Source organism: Psychrobacillus sp. FSL K6-1267 (assembly GCF_038003265.1).
GTDB lineage: Bacteria > Bacillota > Bacilli > Bacillales_A > Planococcaceae > Psychrobacillus > Psychrobacillus faecigallinarum.
In genome coordinates, this window is sequence record NZ_JBBOOR010000001.1 from 1,699,046 (window position 1) to 1,717,930 (window position 18,885).

Consider the following 18,885-nt stretch of genomic DNA (forward strand, 5'->3'; position numbering starts at 1 on the left):
GGCTCTATGCTTCCAACGCTTTTTTGTTTATTGTAAAAAGAGGTTCGTGGTATGAATTTAAAATGCAAACACATTTCTACCACAAAATTATTCAATTTCTTTCATTTACTCATCAAACTTATCAATTGAACGTGCAGCAATCTTATTAGAAACATGTGCATAAACGTCCGATGTAATTTTCATAAATCCATAGCCCAGTCGTTCCTGTCCAAAATTCATATCAGCACAAGCGTCCAGTAACATAACTGTATGTGTATGTCTTGTTGAATGATTAGGCAAAGATAGTTGACCGATTTCCTCTATACATCCTTTAATCGCATTAAATACTTGCAAAGCTGCATCTCTTTCTCAATATATAAATGTTTATCACAAAAGCAGGAGTTATAGTTTAATTTGTCGAATTAGTTTCACTTACATTAAAAAGAGGTGGATCAACTATGGAATTTATAATAGATAATGAATGTATTAATAAGGCAATATCAGATGTTAATAGAGCAGTATCTTTAAAAACAACCTTTCCTATACTGACAGGTATTAAGATAATTGCAAATAATAATGGTTTAACCCTTGTCGGTAGCAATTCAGATTTTATTATTGAAAAGGTTATTCCTTTAATGATTGATGGAAGGAAAGTATTGGAAGTTTATAATCCTGGCAGTGTTGTAATTTCAGCAAAGTTTTTAAGCGAAATTGTTAAGAAATTGCCCGAGAAAATACATATAAAAGTAAACGAAAAACATTTAGTTACCATACAATCCAATGAAATAGTAACAAACTTATACGGATTTGATGCAGAAGAATACCCCACTCTTCCTCAAATAGATGAAAATAAACATGTTACAATTTCTAGTGAAGATCTAATAGAGGCTATTAAACAAACTGTTTTTGCAGTATCAAAAAGCGAGGCTAGACCTGTCTTAACAGGAGTTAACATGTCAGTCAAAGATAGCAGGCTTAAGTGTGTGGCAACAAATTCTCAACGTTTAGCTTTAAGAGAGGTTGCAATAAACTCCAATGTAGATGGAACTTTCATTGTACCGAGTACAAGTTTAAATGAACTAATTAAAATAATTAATAATGAACATAGTGTATTAAATATTTTTTTTACAGACCGGTATATGATTTGTAAATCAAATACACTTTCATTTTTTTCTAGATTAATTGATGGAATTTACCCAAATGTTTCAGGATTACTTCCAGAAAACTCGAAAACAACAATTACTCTCAGTACAAATCAACTATTAAAAAGTATAGATAGAGCTTGTCTCTTTGCGAGTGAATGGAAAAATAATAATGTACATCTAGAAATCATGAATGATTTAAAAATACAAATTTCCTCAAACTCGTCGGAAATAGGGAAAATAGAAGAAACTTTGAACATTAAGGCTATTACAGGTGAAACTAACTTAAATATTTCAATTGATGGGAGTTTTTTAATGGACGCATTAAAAGCAATCAAGGAAGAAGAGATAAGAATAAGTTTTGGCGGTTCTATGAGACCAATCCTAATTGAACCTATTGACAATTTATCTTATCTTCATCTTATTTCACCTGTTCGTTCCTATTAAAATGTACTTTTGTAATTTTTTCTTTAAGGAGCTTAGGCTCTTTTTTTGTTGAAATTCAACTAATAAATATATTAACACTGTACATAGTCGTAAGTTTAAAAAACATAAAAAAAGACCTTCTTCAAGGTCTAATCAGTTTTAGTTCGCTATTCACATGTTCACGAATAAGAAGTAATTCAATAACATCCTGAGATGAATATGAGTAAGGTGCATTATCAGGAATAAGCTCATTGAATTGTCTAACCAAGTCATTAAGGGTGTCTACATAAAAGTCATTTAAATGTAATTCAAATTTTATCAATATTGTTCTCCTTCTTCTTTTTTAGAAGCATGAACCATTATCTATAATTTTATTCAATTGGTAGTGAAATACATGCATTAAAAATTAAGAAAATAAAAAAGGACCTTTATCTAAGGTCCTCATGTAAACTGAGATGAGAGTAAAATAAATTTCTCAGTTGTTATTTAGCTTATGTAAGTAACAATTTATTGTACAGGCATGAATACTGTACAAATACAAAATTTCTTTCATAATCAAAGAAGTCGACTTCTTTTAATAACATCTCTGAACAATACAATAGCGCTAGAGATTGAAACAAGCGCTATTGTATTAAATGATTAAGGCCTGTCTAAACATGGCGCAGATGCACCAGTGCCACAATTAAAAGCTGATGCCGGACTTTGGCCGATTAAAAATGTTGTTAGGCATAAAACAGAGATAAAAAGTTTAATGTTTTTTCGTCTTACCCACTTAATATTAGAGTGTAATCACTTTTACAATAATCACAAGTCCTTAGGTACACATGGGGCGTTACTATAATCAGGCTTACAAATTGGAGGTGCTTGTACAGTTGCTGCTGAAGCAATTGTTGTAGATGATAAAGCAAACACAAAGCCAAAAGCGAGTAGTAACTTAGTTATTCTCTTTTTCATTATTTTCACCATCCTTTCAAATATAAGTAAATTATAGACAACGGTACCAATTTAGTCATCGGTCATTTTGAGTGAATTTTCAGTGAATTAAGTAGTGCTTACTAATTAGTAGAATTGACTTTCTAATGGGTAAATATTATTGTATCGTTAGAATTTATTTCAGTAGATACATCAAAGAAAAGATGAATGTTGATACAATAATTGGAGTTAACAAGCAATTTTATGTGGTGCAAAATACAGAGTATTAAACTCTAATAAGATAGACAACATATTATCGGCAGGAGGCGACTCCATCGGGGGAAGGGAGATAGATAAGCCATCAAAAATGACGCGTGAGCGACGGTGATGGCTTATCCACCCTCGGAAAGCGGAATTCAATTATACTTTGTTCTTTGTAAAGTTACTAATTCTTTAGAAATTGAATCAATTGTAAAAAACAATCAGCTTCAGGTAAATTACCATCAACTGATTGTTTAAATTAGTATTCTTCATATCTAAAAATATGCAATCGTACTTACATTAAAGATGCGAGCTTTCTCTAATATTATTTCTGTAAAAAGGAGCTTTCAAAGAAATCAAGCAAAGTATCTAGAGTAATTGGATCACTGTAAGTAGAAGCTTTTGTGTTTATTTCATATACTTGACCGTTTTTGACGGCAGGGATGTTCTTCCATAAATCTGTTTCTAAAAAAGAGTTATCTACATCAGGATTTTTGCTAAAAATTACATAGTCTCCAGCGAATTCAGGAAGTAATTCTGTGGAAAATGTATATATACCAGATTCAAGAGCCAATTCCTCCACTTTTTCCGGCATTTTTAGACCCATGGCTTGATATAAAATTTCAGTGCCACGTGCATAATTATTTCCGAAAACATAAAACTCCTTATTACCACTTTCAATAACAGAAACAGTAGCATCTTCACCAATTTTCGCTTTAATAGCCTCTCCAGTGGATGCCGCGCGTGATTTAAAATCCTCAATCCATTCTTTAGCTTCTTTTTCTTTGTTCAGCAGCTTTCCAATTTCCAACTGCTGATCTAAATAGTCCAGTTTTCCCCATGTAAAAACAACAGTCGGTGCGATTTCATTTAATTTATCAATATTATTCATATGCGAGCCTGCTATAATCAGGTCTGGATCTAATTCAATTATTTTCTCTAGATTTTCCTCTGTTACAACTTCTACTCCATCAAGTCTTTCTTGAAAAAGAGGGTTCATCTTCGTCCAGTCGTCAATTCCAACGATATTAGCATCTAAAGCCAGTGCATTTGGGCCATTTGTAAGAGTTATTACTCTTTGAGGATCTGTAGGAACCTCAATAGGTCCAGTTTCAGATTCATATGTAAAAGTATCTGACTTTGTCTCTCCTTCAGTTTCTTCCTTGTTCGTGTCATTGTTCCCACATGCTGCAAGTAAAAGCACTAAGAAAAATAAGGATGTTATAAATAGCTTTTTCATCATGTAAAACTCCTTTTTTGTCATTTGTATTTTAAGAAAAGTTGATATTAATTAGTAATGATAATCATTTTCAATTAACTCTCATATATATTAATTCTATTATTAAAAATTGTCAATAATATTTTATTTTCATGGTTGGAAATACATGTGTAATATCACAAGTAGAAAAATAATTTACTGGTCCTAATAGAGGAGGATAAAAAGCTTCTCAAATATTTTTAGTTTTTCTGGACAAACTACTAAAAGAGGTTACGAAGGAGGGATAAAGATGGAAATATTATTGAATAGGATTCATGAAGGAATTGAATATCTTACTTCACAAGGTAAACAAATTAACTTAATAAAAATGAACCCTGACATTTTTGATTCTTTGACGCAAGACGAACTTCCTAATGTTAAAATATGTAACGATGCCACAACGATTTTTGGAGTTTCAATGGAAGCAGATGAGAACGTAGAAAAATATGAATTCATTATATCTAGGCCACTTAACTAAAAATAGAAAGGGACCTCTTTGTATAAAATAGAGGTCCCTTTCAACATATACAGCTACTGTCTAATAGATTGCAAGGAAGAGGAATGTACCGATTAATAATCGGCTTCACAAAATCTATTGGACTGGAAATTTATTATCTATACTTTTCTAAATCACTTAAGGCTTTTTGCAAGCCTTCCTCGATGCTTTCATTTAAATCTGTTTGGTATACATAAAAGATTAAGCCATTATGAAATTCGTATAGATTATAGGACACAACATTCATGCTTTCCGTCTCTTTTTTAAATTCTTTAAGCCCTTTTTTCCGATCCTCCTCAGAAGGGTAGATATAGATTAAGAATGGTTTGTTATCTAGCAAATATATATTTGGTTTTATGCCGTTTAGCTTATTGCCAAAAATATTACCAAAAATATTACCAATCCTCTCCTTTGGCTCTTCTAAAGTAAGGTGCTGATTTTCAAGGGAGCTAATTACGTCCTTTAAGGTAATAACTTTAGGATCTTGCCCTTGGCAAGCAGTTATTAACACAAATAGAGTGAATAAGAATAAGTAAGCCTTCCTCATCTTAATGCTCCTTATCATTTGTTGTTCTATCTCATTTTGATTTGAATAGTAAGCCTTTGCCGACATACTTACGATAACCCCATATACCGAATGACATGATAGCCACACCTATCATTAGTAATAAAATATAGTCAAAGGAATTTACGTTTATTATTTGATTAAGTGATATACCTATAAGGAGACCACTTATCCCGGCAAATAAAGACCAAAAGAAACGTTTCATTCTATAATCCTCCTCTAAAGTACTGTTAACATTAACAGTCATTTTACTCTACTATCTATATTCTACAAATATTTCCAAAAACCTTGTAGAAACCGCTATAATAGAAGAGAATTAAAAAATGGAATAGGACTAATAACAGTTGAAACTTCAACTAATATAAAATAGGAATAACAAGGAAACGACAGGAGTATTTTTAATGAAAAAAATAATAATTGGTACTGCTTGCATTATGATAGTTGGTATATTCGTAGGTACTTTATTTTACGAAAATTTAGATGCGATTCCAACGGATTCCAAGCAGAATAATATAACAACATTAGAACAAACAAAGCCACTACAGCCATTCTATGTAGACGATTTAACTGGATATTCTTTAGAAAATGATCAAGTACAAATTACTTTTAATAGTGGCAATGAATGGATTGAAGTTCCTATTGAAAAAGAAAAGTTATTTGAAGGGGAATATTCCGGAAGTAAGACAGAATTGATAGATGATAGCTATATACTTTCACAGGGGCATGCCTATTTTTTATATTCTAATGAAAATGATTCAAACGAAACCAGTATCGAATTGCTTTATACAAAAAATGAAGGTAAGACATGGGGGAATATAGTTGTCGTAGATCGCTATCCTCTAATTCGTTTTCGAAAAGTTGAGTTTTTAAATGATTCCTTTGGTTACGTCATAATTTCAGGTGATCGTACAATGTCACAGGAATGGACAAATGTTTATATTACGAAGGATGGCGGGATGCAATGGAAAGAAGCGACTCATTCGAATATCACCAGATTAATTTCAGATGGGGGATTTGTTAGTGAAGAAATAGGCTTCTTGTCATTTGGGATACTTAACCCTGAAGAACCTGATCTTCATATCACGCAAGATGGAGGGGCCTCTTGGCGTGAAGCCAATATCAATATTCCAGAGAAATATAACAAAATATTTGTTCTGGCGGAGGTGCCTTTTAAAGAAGATGACTACTTAGCCGTCTACATTAATCAAGGACCTAATGGGGATTACCAAGGTGGGAAAGTTAAAGGGAAATTCATTTCTAATGATAACGGAAAGACATGGGAATTTTTAATGGAGGTAACACCAAATGAACCGAAAATATAAAAAAATAGGAGGCTGGTTATTCTTTCTAATGGCCATTGGATTGTTTAGTGTTCAAATGGGATATTTCTTTTTAAAATCAAGATATGTAATAGAGTACGTGGATAATAGATTTTTTTACGTGATAAACATATTAATAGTATTAGCCATTTTCCTCTCCTTGTTTCTTCTGCTCACTGTCAATAAAAAGTGGAAAATGATAATAGTGAGCATTACAGTCGTACTTCTATTTATACAAGGGGTTTTTATTACTATCCATAGCTATCAAACTAAACATATTCTAAGTATTTCACCAGATTTTAAAAATGTGTTAGTCATTAAGGAAGATAGGAAAGCCAAACAGGCAAAATACTATAGATTATATTATTGGATATTTGCTCGGGAAAAAGAAATTTTGCCCTATAAAACTAAAAGCGAGTTTAAAGTGAAGTGGGTAGAAAAAGACATTGCCGCTGTTACTTATAAAGCTGCTGATAGTACGATACACCAATATATCGGTACCTATGGGGATCGTGACGAGGGTTCCTATTCTTACGTTGGTCCATCTATCGCTGGACAATGGCAAGGAGATAATGCAATGGTTATCAGTTCACCGGATGGAATTACTGTTATACACAACGGAAAAACGGAAAAGTTTAAATGGGACAGTGTTGTTCAATTTGGTACATTAGCCGTTGTTTTGGTCCAAAATAACGAAGCAACTTGGATGATAGGTTTATCAGAGAACTTTAATAGTAACTCGAATGAACCAATACCACCCTCAGGAGAAATCGTATTATATGAAGCAACTATGAATAACAACGATCCGATAACTCTGAAGTATCTATCTGCTGAATAAATTATAAATGAGTGCAAGTAAATCCAATCTATCTATATGTATGGATTAATTTATCCACTAACAACTATAACTGATGATTGAAAATTTCTAAATTAAATTTTATATTGCGTTCAAGTTATCCATAGGGGTGTATTAATTGAAAATAAAAATAATAATAAGTTTAGTTGTTTTGGTTGGATTAGCAATTTTAGCTATAGTTGCTACCTATCCTGGCAGTCAAGAGGATGCTGAAGTAAAATATGCTGAATATCTGAATAAACAAGGTGTAGATGATAATAAGATATCATCAAAAAAGATAATTAAAGACTATAAGAATGGTGGGTATGGATTTATAGTCACTTTTGAAGATGATCCTGCTTATAGTTATGAATATTTTTATAATGGTAATAGTAAAAAAATAGTTCTAGTTGTCTATGATGATGGAAAATCAATAGATGAAGGTATGAAATATGAACCTATAAATGATTAATAATAATGCAACATTCTCTACGAGTTAACCTACAAAATCCAAATGGTGTAGACATTTGTCTAATGCTGTTTGAATAACAAGTAAACATCATATTTAATCGTGATGTATTGCTAAAAATTAAACAGAGGTAATTGTATTAAATCCAAATAGTTATAAAGTGGAGCTCAAATTTAAAATTTTAGGGGGAATTGAAATTGAAAAAAATACTCGCTATGTTTTTTACAATATTATTTTTGACTGCTTGTTCTGAGACCACGAAAAACGATTATAAATTTATTGGAGAAAGTGATCATTGGGAAGCTGAATATTTGTATAAAGGAATCGAAAAATGGGGAGAAACAAATGGAACAAAAACGTATTCGAACGATGCCAGCTATGAGTTCGTTTTAAAATACAAAGGTTCATTAGAAGATTTGTCGTCACTACAAAAGCTTGAATACTCTTATCAAACTGATAATAGTAGCGGGAAAAGAATTCAAGAGTTCACAGAACCTCCATCGTCCGTTACATTTTCTTCTTCAGGGGCCTCAAAAGGTGGCTCAAAATTAACCGAAGATGCTGTCATTACAGTAAATGTTAAATGGGGAGATTTAGAAGAATCATTTGATCTGCATAATTTAAAGTAGCATATATGATTTTTACTCCATACAATCTTGGCTTTCTAAGAAAGAAAAGGGGTTCGTAAAATATGCTTCGATACTTTCCATTTCATTAGCTGTGGTATATATATTGCTTTTCTATGTAATCGTCGGCAAAATTTAATTAATGAATAAAATCAATTCATAGGTGAATGTGAACTATCGAAAGTTCTATTATGTAAATTTCTTTCCGAAGATCTATTCAAAGGGGATGATTAGGTGAACTCATCTATTTACAGCAACGAATTGGGGCTGTTTACTTTCAATGAAATAACCAATAACTATGAAAATCATGAAAGTAAAATTCATTGGAGCTTAAATAGTAGTAATTTAGACGATGCCAAGAGGCTGTTGATAATCGCCGAAAAGTTTTTTACATCTATAGATGAGAAGGCAAGAGTATCTGTAGCAACAAATATGATTCATTATAAAAATGATTTTTGGCCAGAATACGATGAAAATGATCCGACTCTAAATTGGGATGAAGTGGATGCTGGGGAATATGATATAACAAAAGAAAAGTTTGCTACGTCTATTTCATTATATGATGTGGAAATAAGTGGAAATGAAATATATTGTGAATTCCGTGATGGCAATTTGTTTGGAGGGCATAGAATACACGCAACCTTTGATCATTGTTTAGACCTACTAGAGGCTAGTATTTAGTTGAGAAAATGGATAGATATTGCGGTTGTAGGAATTATTATATTAATTATCGTTTTAAATATTTTCTTTAAGAGATAATAAATAACATACGTACACACCTTAGCCTAAAACGAAAACATTTTAGGTTTTTTCTTTATAGACTGATAATTATTTTCTTCCGGGGAACACTAGGAGAAAATAATAAAGGTGTGTAAGAGATGAAAAAAGCTGTATTTTTAGATCGCGATGGTGTTATAAACGAAGTACTAACTAATAGAGTTAAATTTGTGAATAAACCGAAGGACTTATATTTCCTGCCAGGCGTACCAGAGGCTATAAAAAAATTAAATACTATCTTTAATTATGTGTTTGTGGTTACCAATCAAGGTGGAGTAGGTCTTGGATATATGAAGGAACAGCAGTTAATTCATATACATGAGCATATGAAGGAAGCTTTAAGGAAGAAAGGAGCGATTGTGAATGATGTTGTCTATTGTCCCCATAAGCCAAAGTCAGGCTGTTCCTGTAGAAAGCCTAATAGTAAATTAATTGAAGATCTTGCCAAGAAGTATGAAATAAATTTACCCTCTTCTTATATGGTTGGAGACACAGATACGGATATTATTGCGGGTAAAAAAGCTGGTACAAAATGTGTTTTCCTTGGAAAAAGTGACCCTCTAGCTGATGCGATATTTTCTGATTTAGCAGGCGCCGCTGAATGGATTATTCAGGATAGTCAAAGTAAGTAAACCGAGAATATTATTTCCTAAACTTAATTGCTGCTCGAAGCAGAAAGGAGCTTGTGTATGAAGATACATTGGATAAATGGCCAATATTCAGAAGATAATAGGATTTTTGATACTAAGAATGAAGTGTATGAATGGTCTAATTCATTGTATGGCGATTTTTTAGGCTACTTAGTTAGTAAAGTGAATGTTGGGTATACAACTCCAGATGAAAAAGTGATTAATTCTCTCGAGAAGCTCATACCAAAATGGGCAAACTATCTAAATATAATGGTTGTTGTGCAAAAAGATAAAATTAACGTAAACAATAAATATCTTTATAGAATTTGGACTTTATTTTAAAGGGGGGAGTTAATATGAATTTTTACATTGCCTCAAATTTTCAGAATATCCATGAAGTAAGAGAACTTGCTAGAATTTTAAAACTTGAAGGTTGGAACCACACATATGATTGGACTAAGAATGAAAGAGTAGATTCGTATAACTTGCTCTCTGAGATTGGCAGAATAGAAAAACAAGCAGTAGTTGATTCTGATTTTCTTGTTGTTCTTCTTCCAGCCGGTAAGGGTAGCCATATTGAGATGGGAATAGCTCTGGGGTTAGAGAAAAGAATTTTTTTATATTCTTCTACGAATTCAAGTTTTGATTTTGACCAAACTAGCACTTTTTATCATGTGGATGGGGTTGACCGTTTTACTGGAGATCTACAATCCTTCGCTCACTATTTAATAGGTATACATCACCAATAACATTAAGGGATAAGTTAGGCAGTTTTTTTGTTAGTATACAAAACAAGACCGATTATTAATGGGAATAAAAACATCCAGATTAAATTTTCATTTAAAACATTGACCATGTTATTATTAATGTTTTTATTGTCGATGTAGTAAAAAAAAGCTCGTACTGCCGTTAATAATACGTAAATGGTTATAGTGAATTTGAGAAATTTCCCCGAGAATACTAGGAGTAAAATCAGTACAAAAGAAGTTAGTAGGACTAGAAAGAAAAAGGAGTTCAATTCATGCATTCTATAGTTGATCGGTATATCCGCAAGCATGATTATTTTTCTAAGAAATAAAAAAATAAATAAATTTATTAATACAATGACGCACACACATATCCCAATTATGTCTATCAATCGCATTTAGAAGCCTCCACAAGACGTTAAAATTTAGTTAAGTCTATTAGATTTATTTTTTTGAAATATTTAATGGATCAAAAAACAGCTCATACTCCTTATATTGTATGGAAATTCCATATCGTTGCTTGTAGACGTTAAGGGCTTCTTTTAAGTAGTTAGCTGTAATTTCAAGGTGCAAGCAAATTTCCTCGACAGTCGTATACCCATGTAGATAACACTCGATTAAATGATCAAGTGAGACAATTTTTTCATAGCCCCACCTTCTTGCAATCAGTTCTAGCTTTTGATTGTTTATATTACCTAAATCGGTTATATTCCCGGTGGACGTCTCGTAATGTCCTAGCTCTTCAGCCAAAATACAGTGTTTTTCGTAAGAGGACTTGGATTTATTGATTTCTATATTATTGTCATAGTATAGACCGGAAAGCCCCTTTGGCAAGTCCTTTTCCATAATACATATTTGCGGATATTCCATCAGTAGTTTCTCGAAACTCATGTAATTACACCCCCTTAATCCTTCATGGAAATTATTTTCTTTGTGATTTGATAAACTCAATATACTTTTTGATGTCCTCCATCTCTTCCTCGGTAACATCCTCATCTATATGGGCGGCAATTGTTTCGATATTCTTACCCTTTTTAGATTCTAATGGAGGGAAAAATTCATTGATAGAAACATTTAAGATTTTAGCAAGCTCATATAATATTTCTTGATTGGCCTTCCTTTCTCCTTTTTCATAACGAGAAATAGTTTGTTTAGTAGTATGTAACTTTTCAGCCAATTCTTCTTGGTTCATATTTCTCATAATCCTCCATTTTTTTATCTGTTTTCCTACGTAATTAGTCAGCTCCATGTCACTTTTTTCCTCCTGCAATAGTATTTATCTAATTATATAATAAAAGTCACCATAACGGAAGTGAAATTAAGGTATAATGCTATTTAACCATTTACAAGTAACCGATATGGTGATATATTGTTTTCACAATCAGGTTTGAACTTCTAAGATAATGGATGAATAATAATTTTTATCGTAAAGTCACCGAAATGGTTACTTGGAGAGGGAGGAGAAAATTAGATGAAGCAGGAAACGTATTTGTTGGATGTATGGTATTTCAATGATGGTACTCTAAAGGATCCATTTGAGATTTGGTTTGTAGTTACGAAAACCAGAGGCTATGAGGAATATTTAAAAGTGAAGGAACAGTCAAGTGAAATACGCTTTAACCCATACTCTGAAAGTCTTTTATCTAATATGTTTAGGAACTGGTAGCATGAAGCGTTTGAAAGGGGTGAGTTCTAATTGTCTGTTTTATACGTACTTCTGACTACTGTTACTCTAAGCTTTAGCTTTTGTTTGATTGAAGTGGACAAGCGCTTAGCTCGACTAGAGAAAGTAAGAGAGGGAGCTGATATGTATGAAAAATGAAAAACTAAAAATCGAGCAAGCTGTATGTTTGATTAAAGATGGAGAAATGGAGCTAGTGGAAAAACCACAATATGGCTACGGAAAACAAATTATTACTTGGCAAAATGGAAAGCCTACACATATAGAGATTCAATCGACTAAAAGAATATAACCGTTACTGGAATAACCAGGACACAGACTTGAAGACAAGTCTTGTGTCTTTTTTTTGCTTTGCACCCGTTGTAGTTTAAGGCCAAATGGAAAAGGATGCCTCTTGTAATCTTGCCGTTAATGTCCAAATATACAAACTTGTGCATTCCATATTAAGGAGGACTTTAAATGAATATACAGCAAATAGATACTCGTAAAACCAAAAAAGCAGTGGAACGTGCTTTTGCAGAATTTAGAAGATATCTACTTCAATCTTCTTTAGATAAAATGCCAACTATTACAGCTCAGTATTCCCTGGTACCGCCATCTGGAAGCTTTAGTGGCTCGACAACTGAAAATTCAGCAGTGAAAAATATAGATTATGAGCGAAAAAGAAAGCTAGTAATGGAAAAAATTATAAGTGCTGTTAACAAACTATCCTACAAGGAAAGGTCTATAATTACGATGAAATATTTTGGTGAGGAGGAGGTATACGATTATGAAGTTTACACTGACCTTCACCTTTCTCATCGGCAGTATTATCGTATTAAAGCTGCGGCCTTTCAAAAGCTTGCTATAGTACTGAATTTAGTTGTATGGAAAGAACAAGAGAACTTGATTAAGGACATAGATCTGGAAGATAGTGAAATAATCGAGTGGCACTTTTAAGGCACACTTTTTTGTTTTAGATGTGTTTTAATATAACCTATAGAATGGTTTTAAAAATTAATTACCTAATTAGTGCTTTGTAATTAAAACACAACCATTGTCACTTTGTTGTTTGGAATAGAAAGTGAGCTCATAAAAAGAAGGCACATTGCTGGCACACATTTTCGTTTTGGATATGTTTTAATATAAACTAAGAAGAATAAAAATATGAGTGGACAGAAGAGAACGTTCCCAATAGGGCCGTTCTTTTTTTGTTCCCTAAAAAGGAGTGAGGGAATGGAATTATTCATCGGCATGAGTTGCACAGTTTTAGGCTTTCTTGTTGGGTTGCTTACTTATAGTCGCAATAGGGACAAGGATATGAAGGCAGAGGCAGCTAGAACAGCGGTAATTGAAACCAAGCTCGATAACATCAGTAGAGGGGTGGAGATAATTCAACAAGAAATGAAAGCATCGGAAAAGCATCGAGAAATTTTGTCAGAAAGACTTATAAGAGTGGAAGAAAGTACTAAGCAAGCTCACCGTCGATTAGACGAAGTAGCACTTATTCAGGAGGTGACGAGTGTATGAATATCAACTGGAATGTGCGTTTACAAAACAAGATTTGGGTGATGAGTTTCCTGTCCCAATTATTTATCCTAGCAGAGCTAATGCTTATTGCTTTCAATAGTCTAGGAATTACTGAGTATACCTTTTCAGAGAACATAGAGAAATGGATATTAGCCATGGTAAATGTAGTTTTTGGCCTGTTAGCGACATTAGGATTGATTCAAGATCCTACTACACAAGATCTCTCTGATAGTAAAAGAGCAATGACATATAAAAAACCAAATTGAGCTGCCCTTATGGGTGGCTCTTTCTATTGAAAGGGGGTGATTCCATTGGTGTAGACAACGGTTGTACAAGTTTTCTTTAAAAAAATAAAAACAAAAAATTAGAAGAGGTGATTGATTATGGTAAAAATTTTTATTGATCCAGGTCATGGGGGAACTGATCCAGGAGCTGTAGGTAATGGATTACAGGAGAAAAATTTAACTTTGCAAATTGCAACACGTGTGAAAAATATTCTTTTAGCTGAATACAACAATGTAACTATATTAATGAGTCGTACAGGAGATACATTTCCAACTTTGCAGGATCGTACGAATCAAGCGAATGCCTGGGGAGCAGATTTCTTCCTTTCTATTCATATTAATGCAGGAGGGGGGACAGGCTATGAGGATTATGTCTATCCAGGTAGCGGAACTCCTACTACAACATATCAAACAAATATTCATTCAGAGATCTTAAAGCTTGTTAATTTTTCAGATCGAGGAAAGAAAACGGCTAATTTTCATGTTTTGCGTGAATCAAATATGCCTTCGTTGCTTACAGAAAATGGCTTCATCGATAATGCCAATGACGCAGCTAAACTTAAGACATCCTCTTTCATTGAATCTCTAGCAAGAGGCCATGTAAATGGTATTGTTAAGTCCTTTGGGCTTCCTAAAAAGAGTACCGCTGTGTATCATACAGTAGTAAGTGGAGATACAGTTTACGGTTTAAGTCAAACTTACGGAAGCACAGTTCAACAGATTAAAGATTGGAATGGCCTAGACTCCAATTATACAATTTATGTTGGTCAGGTTTTAAGAGTGAAATAATAGGCCAATGATGCAGTGAGTAGTTGGGAGTCCTTCATTGTAAAATATTAAATAATTTATATTGAAAAAGCGTTGAGATTTCTATCTCAACGCTTTTTTCTATTTAGCTTCGATTGTTACGCCTTGCAGTTTTATATATTGTCCATCAGAGACTGTAATATATGTATCTGCTTCAACGTTTTCATTTGTCACGATATCCTCTAACTGATGCGAACTGCTCTTTGAGACTTCGTAGTATCCTAATCCTGTCTCAGCATTATAAATAATTTTATATTCTCCAGCCGGGATATCTTTTCCTGCTTTGTACATACCGTCTTTATAAATATCATCATTAGGAACTATAGAAGGAGCTTGCTCAATAGAATACATATCACCATCCTGAAACTTAAAATATTCTCCATCGTGAAGCGTCACATAGGAATGAGAATCCTTACTTAAATTATCATTGAAAATAATACCTTCCAATGTACCTGAGCTGTCTTTTGAACTTTCTATATATGTGTAGCCGTTAGCAAACACTATATATTCTCCTGCGGATATATCAGTACCAACCTTGTATGTCCCTGATTTAATCTTTCCATCATTTTTCTTTTCTTGTTTATCCTCGTCTGTTTTTGGATCATCTGTCGTTGAAGCTTCGTTTTTATTGTCTTCTGGGGTTTTCTCGGTAGCTATATCGTTGTCCGGCTCATCATCTCCGCCAACTGATGCAAGTGCAATAATAAAAATTACGACGATTACCCAGAACCACCACTTCTTATAAAAAGGTTCTTTTGGATTTCCCATTATTCTTCTCCACCTGTCATATGTAGAATTACATTTAAACATTAACAGAATGCCCATTATTACTGTTTTTTATGAGAGCAAAGAGATATTTTGTTGTTACAATCAAACAGTAAATAAAGTGACGAGAGAAAAAGTAAATACTTTAACGTGTTAGTCGATTATTTAGGGGAGACTCTTTTAGATTGCGTCTTTCTAGTGTATAGGTAATAGGCTGGAGGAGCTTAGGGAGGCCATTACTCAATAGGCATTTTGAAAGAAGAATATTGTTTTATTATCACATTATAAAAATGAAAACTTTTGTATGTATAAGACTGGTCGCTAAACAAGGGCGATCAGTCATCAAAAAAGGTTAATAGAATTTGCAATGTTATTGGATTCCGTATTCTTTAATAAGAGCCTCCATTTTTCTCGAAAACTCGCGATCCAATTTCCTAACTTCATTTAGAATTTCGTTTGCTTTAGTTATTTTGTTTGGATCATTGGCATCAAGACCAGCAGCAATTTCACTGAATGCGATATGTTGCTTGCTAATAGCATCTATTAATATTTCATGCGTGGCTGCAATATCATCATTTGGAGGAATAATAGCTTCAATGTTTTCTAAAACAAACATATTTTGTGGAAGAATTTCCTCGTAAATAGCAGTGGCAAATGTATAGCTGTCCAATTCACCATTGGATGATCCAAATCTTAGCTCATCCCAGCGTACTGCTAAATCTGTTACCTCCATATAAGCTACTCTCACATCGTCCACATAGTATTGCACCAGTTCCTTATCTGTAGATACCACTTCCTCCTCAGGTACTGTTGCTTCTTCTTTTGAATCTGATTTGTTTTCCTCAGCAGCAGTCTCTTCTTTTGTTACTACTTTCTCTATCTCTTTTTCAGGTTTTTCTTCCTCCTTTGCTACGGAGCAAGCAGTAAGGCCCAACATACAAGAAACCATTATTAAAAAGAACCATTTTCGCATTATCAAAAACTCCTTTTGGCTTTTAATCCTGTGCTTATTAAAAAAAGTAAAGAACGTATTGTATAACTTGGTTTAAGATGATAGAAAAATAGTTGCTTTTACAAGGATTTAGTTGAGCAAATGTAAGGTCTGTCGTTAGTTCCTGTACTTTATTTATTATTTCTCACGATAAGAAAGGGGATTTCAGTCGGCTTTAAAATATGCACTTATTTACTATATTCATCTCTTAAAATGAAGTCACTGCTATAAGGAAGGAAAACGGGTTTTTGTTAGAGTGGATATATACGACAGGTTACGAGAACAGTAGGATTAGAAAATGTATTTAAATAACATTTTTATGGAAAATAAATATTGAGGCATGAGGTGGCATTGAGAAGAAAAATCCTACTATGTAGCTTTTAAATAATCAGATGTGGAATTGGGGGGACGCATATATGTATTAACTTCAGTACTCATCAGCTAGGGAAACAAAAAAAGGAAGACAAAAATTTTTATTTTAGTCCTTCCTTTTTTGTTGAATCTAATGATTTGAGGATAGAAGAGCCAAATTAATGTAGCGAAAGGGAATGGGATGAATTGTTTCACCCCCATTAGATAATTTTTGAACAATATTCTCAGTTAGACAATGAAGCTAATTTAAAAAAGAGGTTTAGGAAAACCATTGAAATGAGCGATGATGCCAATTTGTCCTATGTGGTATGCTTCGTGACTATATATATGATGGAATACCCAGTTAAAAGTTGGGGGAGAAGGAGGAATCCAACCATCAGAAAATTTAGGGACTTCAATCAGTTGATTAAACTGTTGATCAGTCAAGTTATTTAATATTCCGTCTGTATGTATGCGAATATCTTGATAAGCTTTAAGTATTTCGAACGGAGAGGAATTTTTGTCTAAAGTCAAAACTAACTTTTGTTGGAGTGCCACTTCATTAATCCAGAAATCCTCACTAGTAGCAATATGTGAAATAACCCATGCCAAATTATTTGGATAGGTTGGTGAGGTTTTAAACCAGCTTTCTTCTTGTAAACTATTCAAATAAGGTAATAACGTTTTTCTGTAATCATTCCGATATGGAAAAGCCAAATAAATCAATCCTTTCTATTAATATAAATTAAATAATGTAAATATAAATTTTAATAAACAAATGTATTCATTTATGAATTCCTAAAGATTTTTTAATATTCCGATGAATTGAAATAGGATAAAGAGCTTACAAATTTGATGTTAATATAGTACAATGCTACTTATATATCTGTAATTCCGGAATTAGTGGAGGGATAGAATGTGGATGCAAATGAATTAATTAATGTGATTAATCATAGTATAGAAAAGTTAGATTATGCTTCAGCAAGAAAATATATAGAGGAAAATCTAAATCTAGTTAATATCAATAAGCATTTACTTATTGATAATGCGAGAAGTGTGTTAGATTACATAAACGACACCCTAGAATCAGGAGCCCAGCCTTTAACTCGCCAAGAAGTTTCCTTGATTTACACGATTAATAAGCATGCTATGAAATTTGACGTTAGAGCTTTGAGAATGGTAATAAGAGATAACCCGTCCTTGCTAATAAGACAAGACATCAAACATTATTTTAATGAAGATGCAAAGACTCTCTTAGAGGGAATGAATGTAATACCAAAACAATCAAAACAAGCAATAATATAAACAAAACCCCTTCATGTCTCGAACATGAAGGGGTTTTTCGATGATCTAAACAAAAATGTCCACTTTCTTGTTAGATATGATATCGGCTCAAAGTAATCATACTATGAAAATTGTAGAAGTCAAGCAATCATTAGTGAATATGTCGGTAAACTCCTACTACTTTTCCTAAAATAGAGACTTGATTAACAATAATCGGATCCATCGCAGAGTTCTCCGGCTGAAGGCGGAAATACGTTTTTTCTTTAAAGAATCGTTTTACTGTTGCTTCATCCTCTTCTGTCATTGCTACAACGATGTCCCCATTATTAGCAGATTGCTGTTGTTTAACAATGACATAATCTCCATTCAAGATTCCAGCTTCAATCATACTATCACCCATAATTTCTAACATAAATAGGTGATCATCTGAAGTACCAAATGTTTCAGGAAGCGGGAAGAATTCTTCAACGTTTTCAATTGCAGTAATAGGCATACCAGCTGTAACCTTCCCAACTAAAGGAACATGCACAACTCCCTGCCTTTCGACCGTAGCCTCTAAACCATCTAATATTTCTATTGCACGTGGTTTCGTAGGGTCTCTACGAATTAAACCTTTACTTTCCAATCTTGCTAAGTGGCCATGTACAGTAGAACTTGAAGCAAGACCTACTGCCTCACCAATTTCACGTACGGATGGTGGATAGCCTTTTTTACGAACTTCTTCCTTTATAAAAGCTAGAATATCTTCCTGTCTTTTAGACGCTTTCTTCAAT

Annotated in this window: 29 protein-coding genes; 18 read left to right on the top strand and 11 right to left on the bottom strand. The window is 33.2% G+C overall.

Going from position 1 to position 18,885, the window contains the following annotated elements; genetic code table 11:
- Nucleotides 1-105 precede the first annotated feature (105 nt).
- Nucleotides 106-333 (bottom strand): hypothetical protein, encoded by a 228-nt coding sequence (locus MHB55_RS08415; RefSeq protein WP_340863019.1) that lies wholly within the window; start codon nt 331-333, stop codon nt 106-108.
- A gap of 104 nt (nt 334-437) precedes the next feature.
- Here MHB55_RS08415 and dnaN point away from each other — a divergent pair, with 104 nt between their 5' ends.
- The gene (gene dnaN, locus MHB55_RS08420) at nt 438-1,568 is read left to right on the top strand and encodes a DNA polymerase III subunit beta (protein ID WP_191697403.1); all 1,131 of its coding nucleotides are present in this window, start codon (nt 438-440) and stop codon (nt 1,566-1,568) included.
- A 783-nt stretch (nt 1,569-2,351) separates the two neighbouring features.
- Here the strand turns inward: dnaN and MHB55_RS08425 are convergent.
- Nucleotides 2,352-2,501: a hypothetical protein gene (locus MHB55_RS08425; protein WP_154310977.1), complete on the bottom strand. Its 150-nt coding sequence runs from the start codon at nt 2,499-2,501 to the stop codon at nt 2,352-2,354.
- Between the two features lie 544 nt (nt 2,502-3,045).
- Nucleotides 3,046-3,960 (bottom strand): iron-hydroxamate ABC transporter substrate-binding protein, encoded by a 915-nt coding sequence (locus tag MHB55_RS08430; protein WP_144537082.1) that lies wholly within the window; start codon nt 3,958-3,960, stop codon nt 3,046-3,048.
- Between the two features lie 268 nt (nt 3,961-4,228).
- Here MHB55_RS08430 and MHB55_RS08435 point away from each other — a divergent pair, with 268 nt between their 5' ends.
- A complete protein-coding gene (locus MHB55_RS08435; RefSeq protein WP_144537080.1) occupies nt 4,229-4,456 on the top strand; it encodes a lactate dehydrogenase in 228 nt (75 codons plus the stop codon).
- A gap of 133 nt (nt 4,457-4,589) precedes the next feature.
- On the opposite strand, the gene MHB55_RS08440 is transcribed toward MHB55_RS08435, so the two are convergent.
- Nucleotides 4,590-5,021, bottom strand: a complete 432-nt coding sequence (locus tag MHB55_RS08440) for a hypothetical protein (protein ID WP_340863020.1) — start codon at nt 5,019-5,021, stop codon at nt 4,590-4,592.
- 31 nt (nt 5,022-5,052) lie between these two features.
- A complete protein-coding gene (locus MHB55_RS08445; RefSeq protein ID WP_191697408.1) occupies nt 5,053-5,244 on the bottom strand; it encodes a hypothetical protein in 192 nt (63 codons plus the stop codon).
- Between the two features lie 196 nt (nt 5,245-5,440).
- On the opposite strand from MHB55_RS08445, the gene MHB55_RS08450 reads away from it, so the two are divergent.
- The 8 genes from MHB55_RS08450 (at nt 5,441) to MHB55_RS08485 (ending at nt 10,443) form a co-directional block, all read left to right on the top strand.
- On the top strand, nt 5,441-6,361 hold the full coding sequence (locus MHB55_RS08450) for a WD40/YVTN/BNR-like repeat-containing protein (protein WP_340863021.1): 921 nt from the start codon (nt 5,441-5,443) through the stop codon (nt 6,359-6,361).
- A complete protein-coding gene (locus MHB55_RS08455) occupies nt 6,345-7,196 on the top strand; it encodes a hypothetical protein (protein WP_340863022.1) in 852 nt (283 codons plus the stop codon). The genes MHB55_RS08450 and MHB55_RS08455 overlap by 17 nt, the downstream gene beginning before the upstream one ends.
- A gap of 136 nt (nt 7,197-7,332) precedes the next feature.
- Nucleotides 7,333-7,665, top strand: coding sequence for a DUF3139 domain-containing protein (locus MHB55_RS08460; protein WP_225216078.1), 333 nt, complete (start codon nt 7,333-7,335; stop codon nt 7,663-7,665).
- Between the two features lie 194 nt (nt 7,666-7,859).
- Nucleotides 7,860-8,291, top strand: a complete 432-nt coding sequence (locus tag MHB55_RS08465) for a hypothetical protein (RefSeq protein WP_225216079.1) — start codon at nt 7,860-7,862, stop codon at nt 8,289-8,291.
- A gap of 231 nt (nt 8,292-8,522) precedes the next feature.
- Nucleotides 8,523-8,969, top strand: a complete 447-nt coding sequence (locus tag MHB55_RS08470; protein WP_191697411.1) for a DUF2262 domain-containing protein — start codon at nt 8,523-8,525, stop codon at nt 8,967-8,969.
- 197 nt (nt 8,970-9,166) lie between these two features.
- The gene (locus MHB55_RS08475) at nt 9,167-9,697 is read left to right on the top strand and encodes a D-glycero-alpha-D-manno-heptose-1,7-bisphosphate 7-phosphatase (protein ID WP_191697412.1); all 531 of its coding nucleotides are present in this window, start codon (nt 9,167-9,169) and stop codon (nt 9,695-9,697) included.
- Nucleotides 9,698-9,754: 57 nt separating this feature from the next.
- Nucleotides 9,755-10,036 carry a hypothetical protein gene (locus tag MHB55_RS08480; RefSeq protein WP_191697413.1) on the top strand — a complete coding sequence of 94 codons (282 nt, stop codon included), beginning with the start codon at nt 9,755-9,757 and terminating at the stop codon, nt 10,034-10,036.
- Nucleotides 10,037-10,050: 14 nt separating this feature from the next.
- Nucleotides 10,051-10,443, top strand: a complete 393-nt coding sequence (locus MHB55_RS08485) for a group-specific protein (protein ID WP_191697414.1) — start codon at nt 10,051-10,053, stop codon at nt 10,441-10,443.
- A gap of 441 nt (nt 10,444-10,884) precedes the next feature.
- Here MHB55_RS08485 and MHB55_RS08490 read toward each other — a convergent pair whose 3' ends face one another.
- Both MHB55_RS08490 and MHB55_RS08495 read right to left on the bottom strand, forming a co-directional pair.
- Nucleotides 10,885-11,331: an ImmA/IrrE family metallo-endopeptidase gene (locus MHB55_RS08490; RefSeq protein ID WP_191697415.1), complete on the bottom strand. Its 447-nt coding sequence runs from the start codon at nt 11,329-11,331 to the stop codon at nt 10,885-10,887.
- A gap of 31 nt (nt 11,332-11,362) precedes the next feature.
- Nucleotides 11,363-11,689 carry a helix-turn-helix domain-containing protein gene (locus tag MHB55_RS08495; protein WP_144537060.1) on the bottom strand — a complete coding sequence of 109 codons (327 nt, stop codon included), beginning with the start codon at nt 11,687-11,689 and terminating at the stop codon, nt 11,363-11,365.
- 222 nt (nt 11,690-11,911) lie between these two features.
- Between MHB55_RS08495 and MHB55_RS08500 the strand changes: the two genes are divergently transcribed.
- The 7 genes from MHB55_RS08500 to MHB55_RS08530 all read left to right on the top strand — a co-directional run bounded on the left by MHB55_RS08500 (nt 11,912) and on the right by MHB55_RS08530 (nt 14,703).
- The gene (locus tag MHB55_RS08500; protein ID WP_340863024.1) at nt 11,912-12,106 is read left to right on the top strand and encodes a hypothetical protein; all 195 of its coding nucleotides are present in this window, start codon (nt 11,912-11,914) and stop codon (nt 12,104-12,106) included.
- A gap of 30 nt (nt 12,107-12,136) precedes the next feature.
- Entirely contained in the window at nt 12,137-12,262 is a 126-nt protein-coding gene (locus MHB55_RS08505) for a hypothetical protein (RefSeq protein ID WP_263619337.1), read from the top strand.
- Nucleotides 12,252-12,413: a DUF3954 domain-containing protein gene (locus MHB55_RS08510; RefSeq protein WP_144537056.1), complete on the top strand. Its 162-nt coding sequence runs from the start codon at nt 12,252-12,254 to the stop codon at nt 12,411-12,413. Before MHB55_RS08505 ends, MHB55_RS08510 begins: the two co-directional genes overlap by 11 nt.
- Nucleotides 12,414-12,580: 167 nt before the next feature.
- Entirely contained in the window at nt 12,581-13,060 is a 480-nt protein-coding gene (locus MHB55_RS08515; RefSeq protein ID WP_340863025.1) for an ArpU family phage packaging/lysis transcriptional regulator, read from the top strand.
- A 276-nt stretch (nt 13,061-13,336) separates the two neighbouring features.
- The gene (locus tag MHB55_RS08520) at nt 13,337-13,630 is read left to right on the top strand and encodes a hypothetical protein (RefSeq protein ID WP_144537052.1); all 294 of its coding nucleotides are present in this window, start codon (nt 13,337-13,339) and stop codon (nt 13,628-13,630) included.
- A complete protein-coding gene (locus tag MHB55_RS08525) occupies nt 13,627-13,896 on the top strand; it encodes a phage holin (protein WP_191697418.1) in 270 nt (89 codons plus the stop codon). Before MHB55_RS08520 ends, MHB55_RS08525 begins: the two co-directional genes overlap by 4 nt.
- Before the next feature lie 117 nt (nt 13,897-14,013).
- Entirely contained in the window at nt 14,014-14,703 is a 690-nt protein-coding gene (locus tag MHB55_RS08530) for an N-acetylmuramoyl-L-alanine amidase family protein (protein ID WP_340863026.1), read from the top strand.
- Nucleotides 14,704-14,802: 99 nt separating this feature from the next.
- Here the strand turns inward: MHB55_RS08530 and MHB55_RS08535 are convergent, their stop codons facing one another.
- The 3 genes from MHB55_RS08535 to MHB55_RS08545 form a co-directional block, all read right to left on the bottom strand.
- Nucleotides 14,803-15,489, bottom strand: a complete 687-nt coding sequence (locus MHB55_RS08535) for a hypothetical protein (protein ID WP_340863027.1) — start codon at nt 15,487-15,489, stop codon at nt 14,803-14,805.
- A gap of 367 nt (nt 15,490-15,856) precedes the next feature.
- Complete coding sequence (locus MHB55_RS08540) at nt 15,857-16,459, bottom strand: hypothetical protein (RefSeq protein ID WP_340863028.1); 603 nt, start codon at nt 16,457-16,459, stop codon at nt 15,857-15,859.
- A gap of 636 nt (nt 16,460-17,095) precedes the next feature.
- Nucleotides 17,096-17,545 carry a DinB family protein gene (locus MHB55_RS08545; RefSeq protein WP_340863029.1) on the bottom strand — a complete coding sequence of 150 codons (450 nt, stop codon included), beginning with the start codon at nt 17,543-17,545 and terminating at the stop codon, nt 17,096-17,098.
- A 201-nt stretch (nt 17,546-17,746) separates the two neighbouring features.
- Between MHB55_RS08545 and MHB55_RS08550 the strand changes: the two genes are divergently transcribed.
- A complete protein-coding gene (locus MHB55_RS08550) occupies nt 17,747-18,133 on the top strand; it encodes a hypothetical protein (RefSeq protein ID WP_191697423.1) in 387 nt (128 codons plus the stop codon).
- Between the two features lie 130 nt (nt 18,134-18,263).
- Here MHB55_RS08550 and lexA read toward each other — a convergent pair whose 3' ends face one another.
- A complete protein-coding gene (gene lexA / locus MHB55_RS08555) occupies nt 18,264-18,884 on the bottom strand; it encodes a transcriptional repressor LexA (protein WP_151110235.1) in 621 nt (206 codons plus the stop codon).
- Nucleotide 18,885: the final 1 nt, after the last annotated feature.

Coding starts and splice junctions, on each gene's coding strand:
- MHB55_RS08440 (WP_340863020.1), bottom strand. CDS start 5,021: ATGAGGAAGGCTTACTTATTCTTATTCACTCTATTTGTGTTAATAACT.
- MHB55_RS08500 (WP_340863024.1), top strand. CDS start 11,912: ATGAAGCAGGAAACGTATTTGTTGGATGTATGGTATTTCAATGATGGT.
- MHB55_RS08480 (WP_191697413.1), top strand. CDS start 9,755: ATGAAGATACATTGGATAAATGGCCAATATTCAGAAGATAATAGGATT.
- MHB55_RS08455 (WP_340863022.1), top strand. CDS start 6,345: ATGAACCGAAAATATAAAAAAATAGGAGGCTGGTTATTCTTTCTAATG.
- MHB55_RS08445 (WP_191697408.1), bottom strand. CDS start 5,244: ATGAAACGTTTCTTTTGGTCTTTATTTGCCGGGATAAGTGGTCTCCTT.
- MHB55_RS08520 (WP_144537052.1), top strand. CDS start 13,337: ATGGAATTATTCATCGGCATGAGTTGCACAGTTTTAGGCTTTCTTGTT.
- MHB55_RS08485 (WP_191697414.1), top strand. CDS start 10,051: ATGAATTTTTACATTGCCTCAAATTTTCAGAATATCCATGAAGTAAGA.
- MHB55_RS08490 (WP_191697415.1), bottom strand. CDS start 11,331: ATGAGTTTCGAGAAACTACTGATGGAATATCCGCAAATATGTATTATG.
- MHB55_RS08515 (WP_340863025.1), top strand. CDS start 12,581: ATGAATATACAGCAAATAGATACTCGTAAAACCAAAAAAGCAGTGGAA.
- MHB55_RS08475 (WP_191697412.1), top strand. CDS start 9,167: ATGAAAAAAGCTGTATTTTTAGATCGCGATGGTGTTATAAACGAAGTA.
- MHB55_RS08535 (WP_340863027.1), bottom strand. CDS start 15,489: ATGGGAAATCCAAAAGAACCTTTTTATAAGAAGTGGTGGTTCTGGGTA.
- MHB55_RS08495 (WP_144537060.1), bottom strand. CDS start 11,689: ATGGAGCTGACTAATTACGTAGGAAAACAGATAAAAAAATGGAGGATT.
- MHB55_RS08510 (WP_144537056.1), top strand. CDS start 12,252: ATGAAAAATGAAAAACTAAAAATCGAGCAAGCTGTATGTTTGATTAAA.
- dnaN (WP_191697403.1), top strand. CDS start 438: ATGGAATTTATAATAGATAATGAATGTATTAATAAGGCAATATCAGAT.
- MHB55_RS08435 (WP_144537080.1), top strand. CDS start 4,229: ATGGAAATATTATTGAATAGGATTCATGAAGGAATTGAATATCTTACT.
- MHB55_RS08530 (WP_340863026.1), top strand. CDS start 14,014: ATGGTAAAAATTTTTATTGATCCAGGTCATGGGGGAACTGATCCAGGA.
- MHB55_RS08450 (WP_340863021.1), top strand. CDS start 5,441: ATGAAAAAAATAATAATTGGTACTGCTTGCATTATGATAGTTGGTATA.
- MHB55_RS08540 (WP_340863028.1), bottom strand. CDS start 16,459: ATGCGAAAATGGTTCTTTTTAATAATGGTTTCTTGTATGTTGGGCCTT.
- MHB55_RS08425 (WP_154310977.1), bottom strand. CDS start 2,501: ATGAAAAAGAGAATAACTAAGTTACTACTCGCTTTTGGCTTTGTGTTT.
- MHB55_RS08525 (WP_191697418.1), top strand. CDS start 13,627: ATGAATATCAACTGGAATGTGCGTTTACAAAACAAGATTTGGGTGATG.
- MHB55_RS08430 (WP_144537082.1), bottom strand. CDS start 3,960: ATGAAAAAGCTATTTATAACATCCTTATTTTTCTTAGTGCTTTTACTT.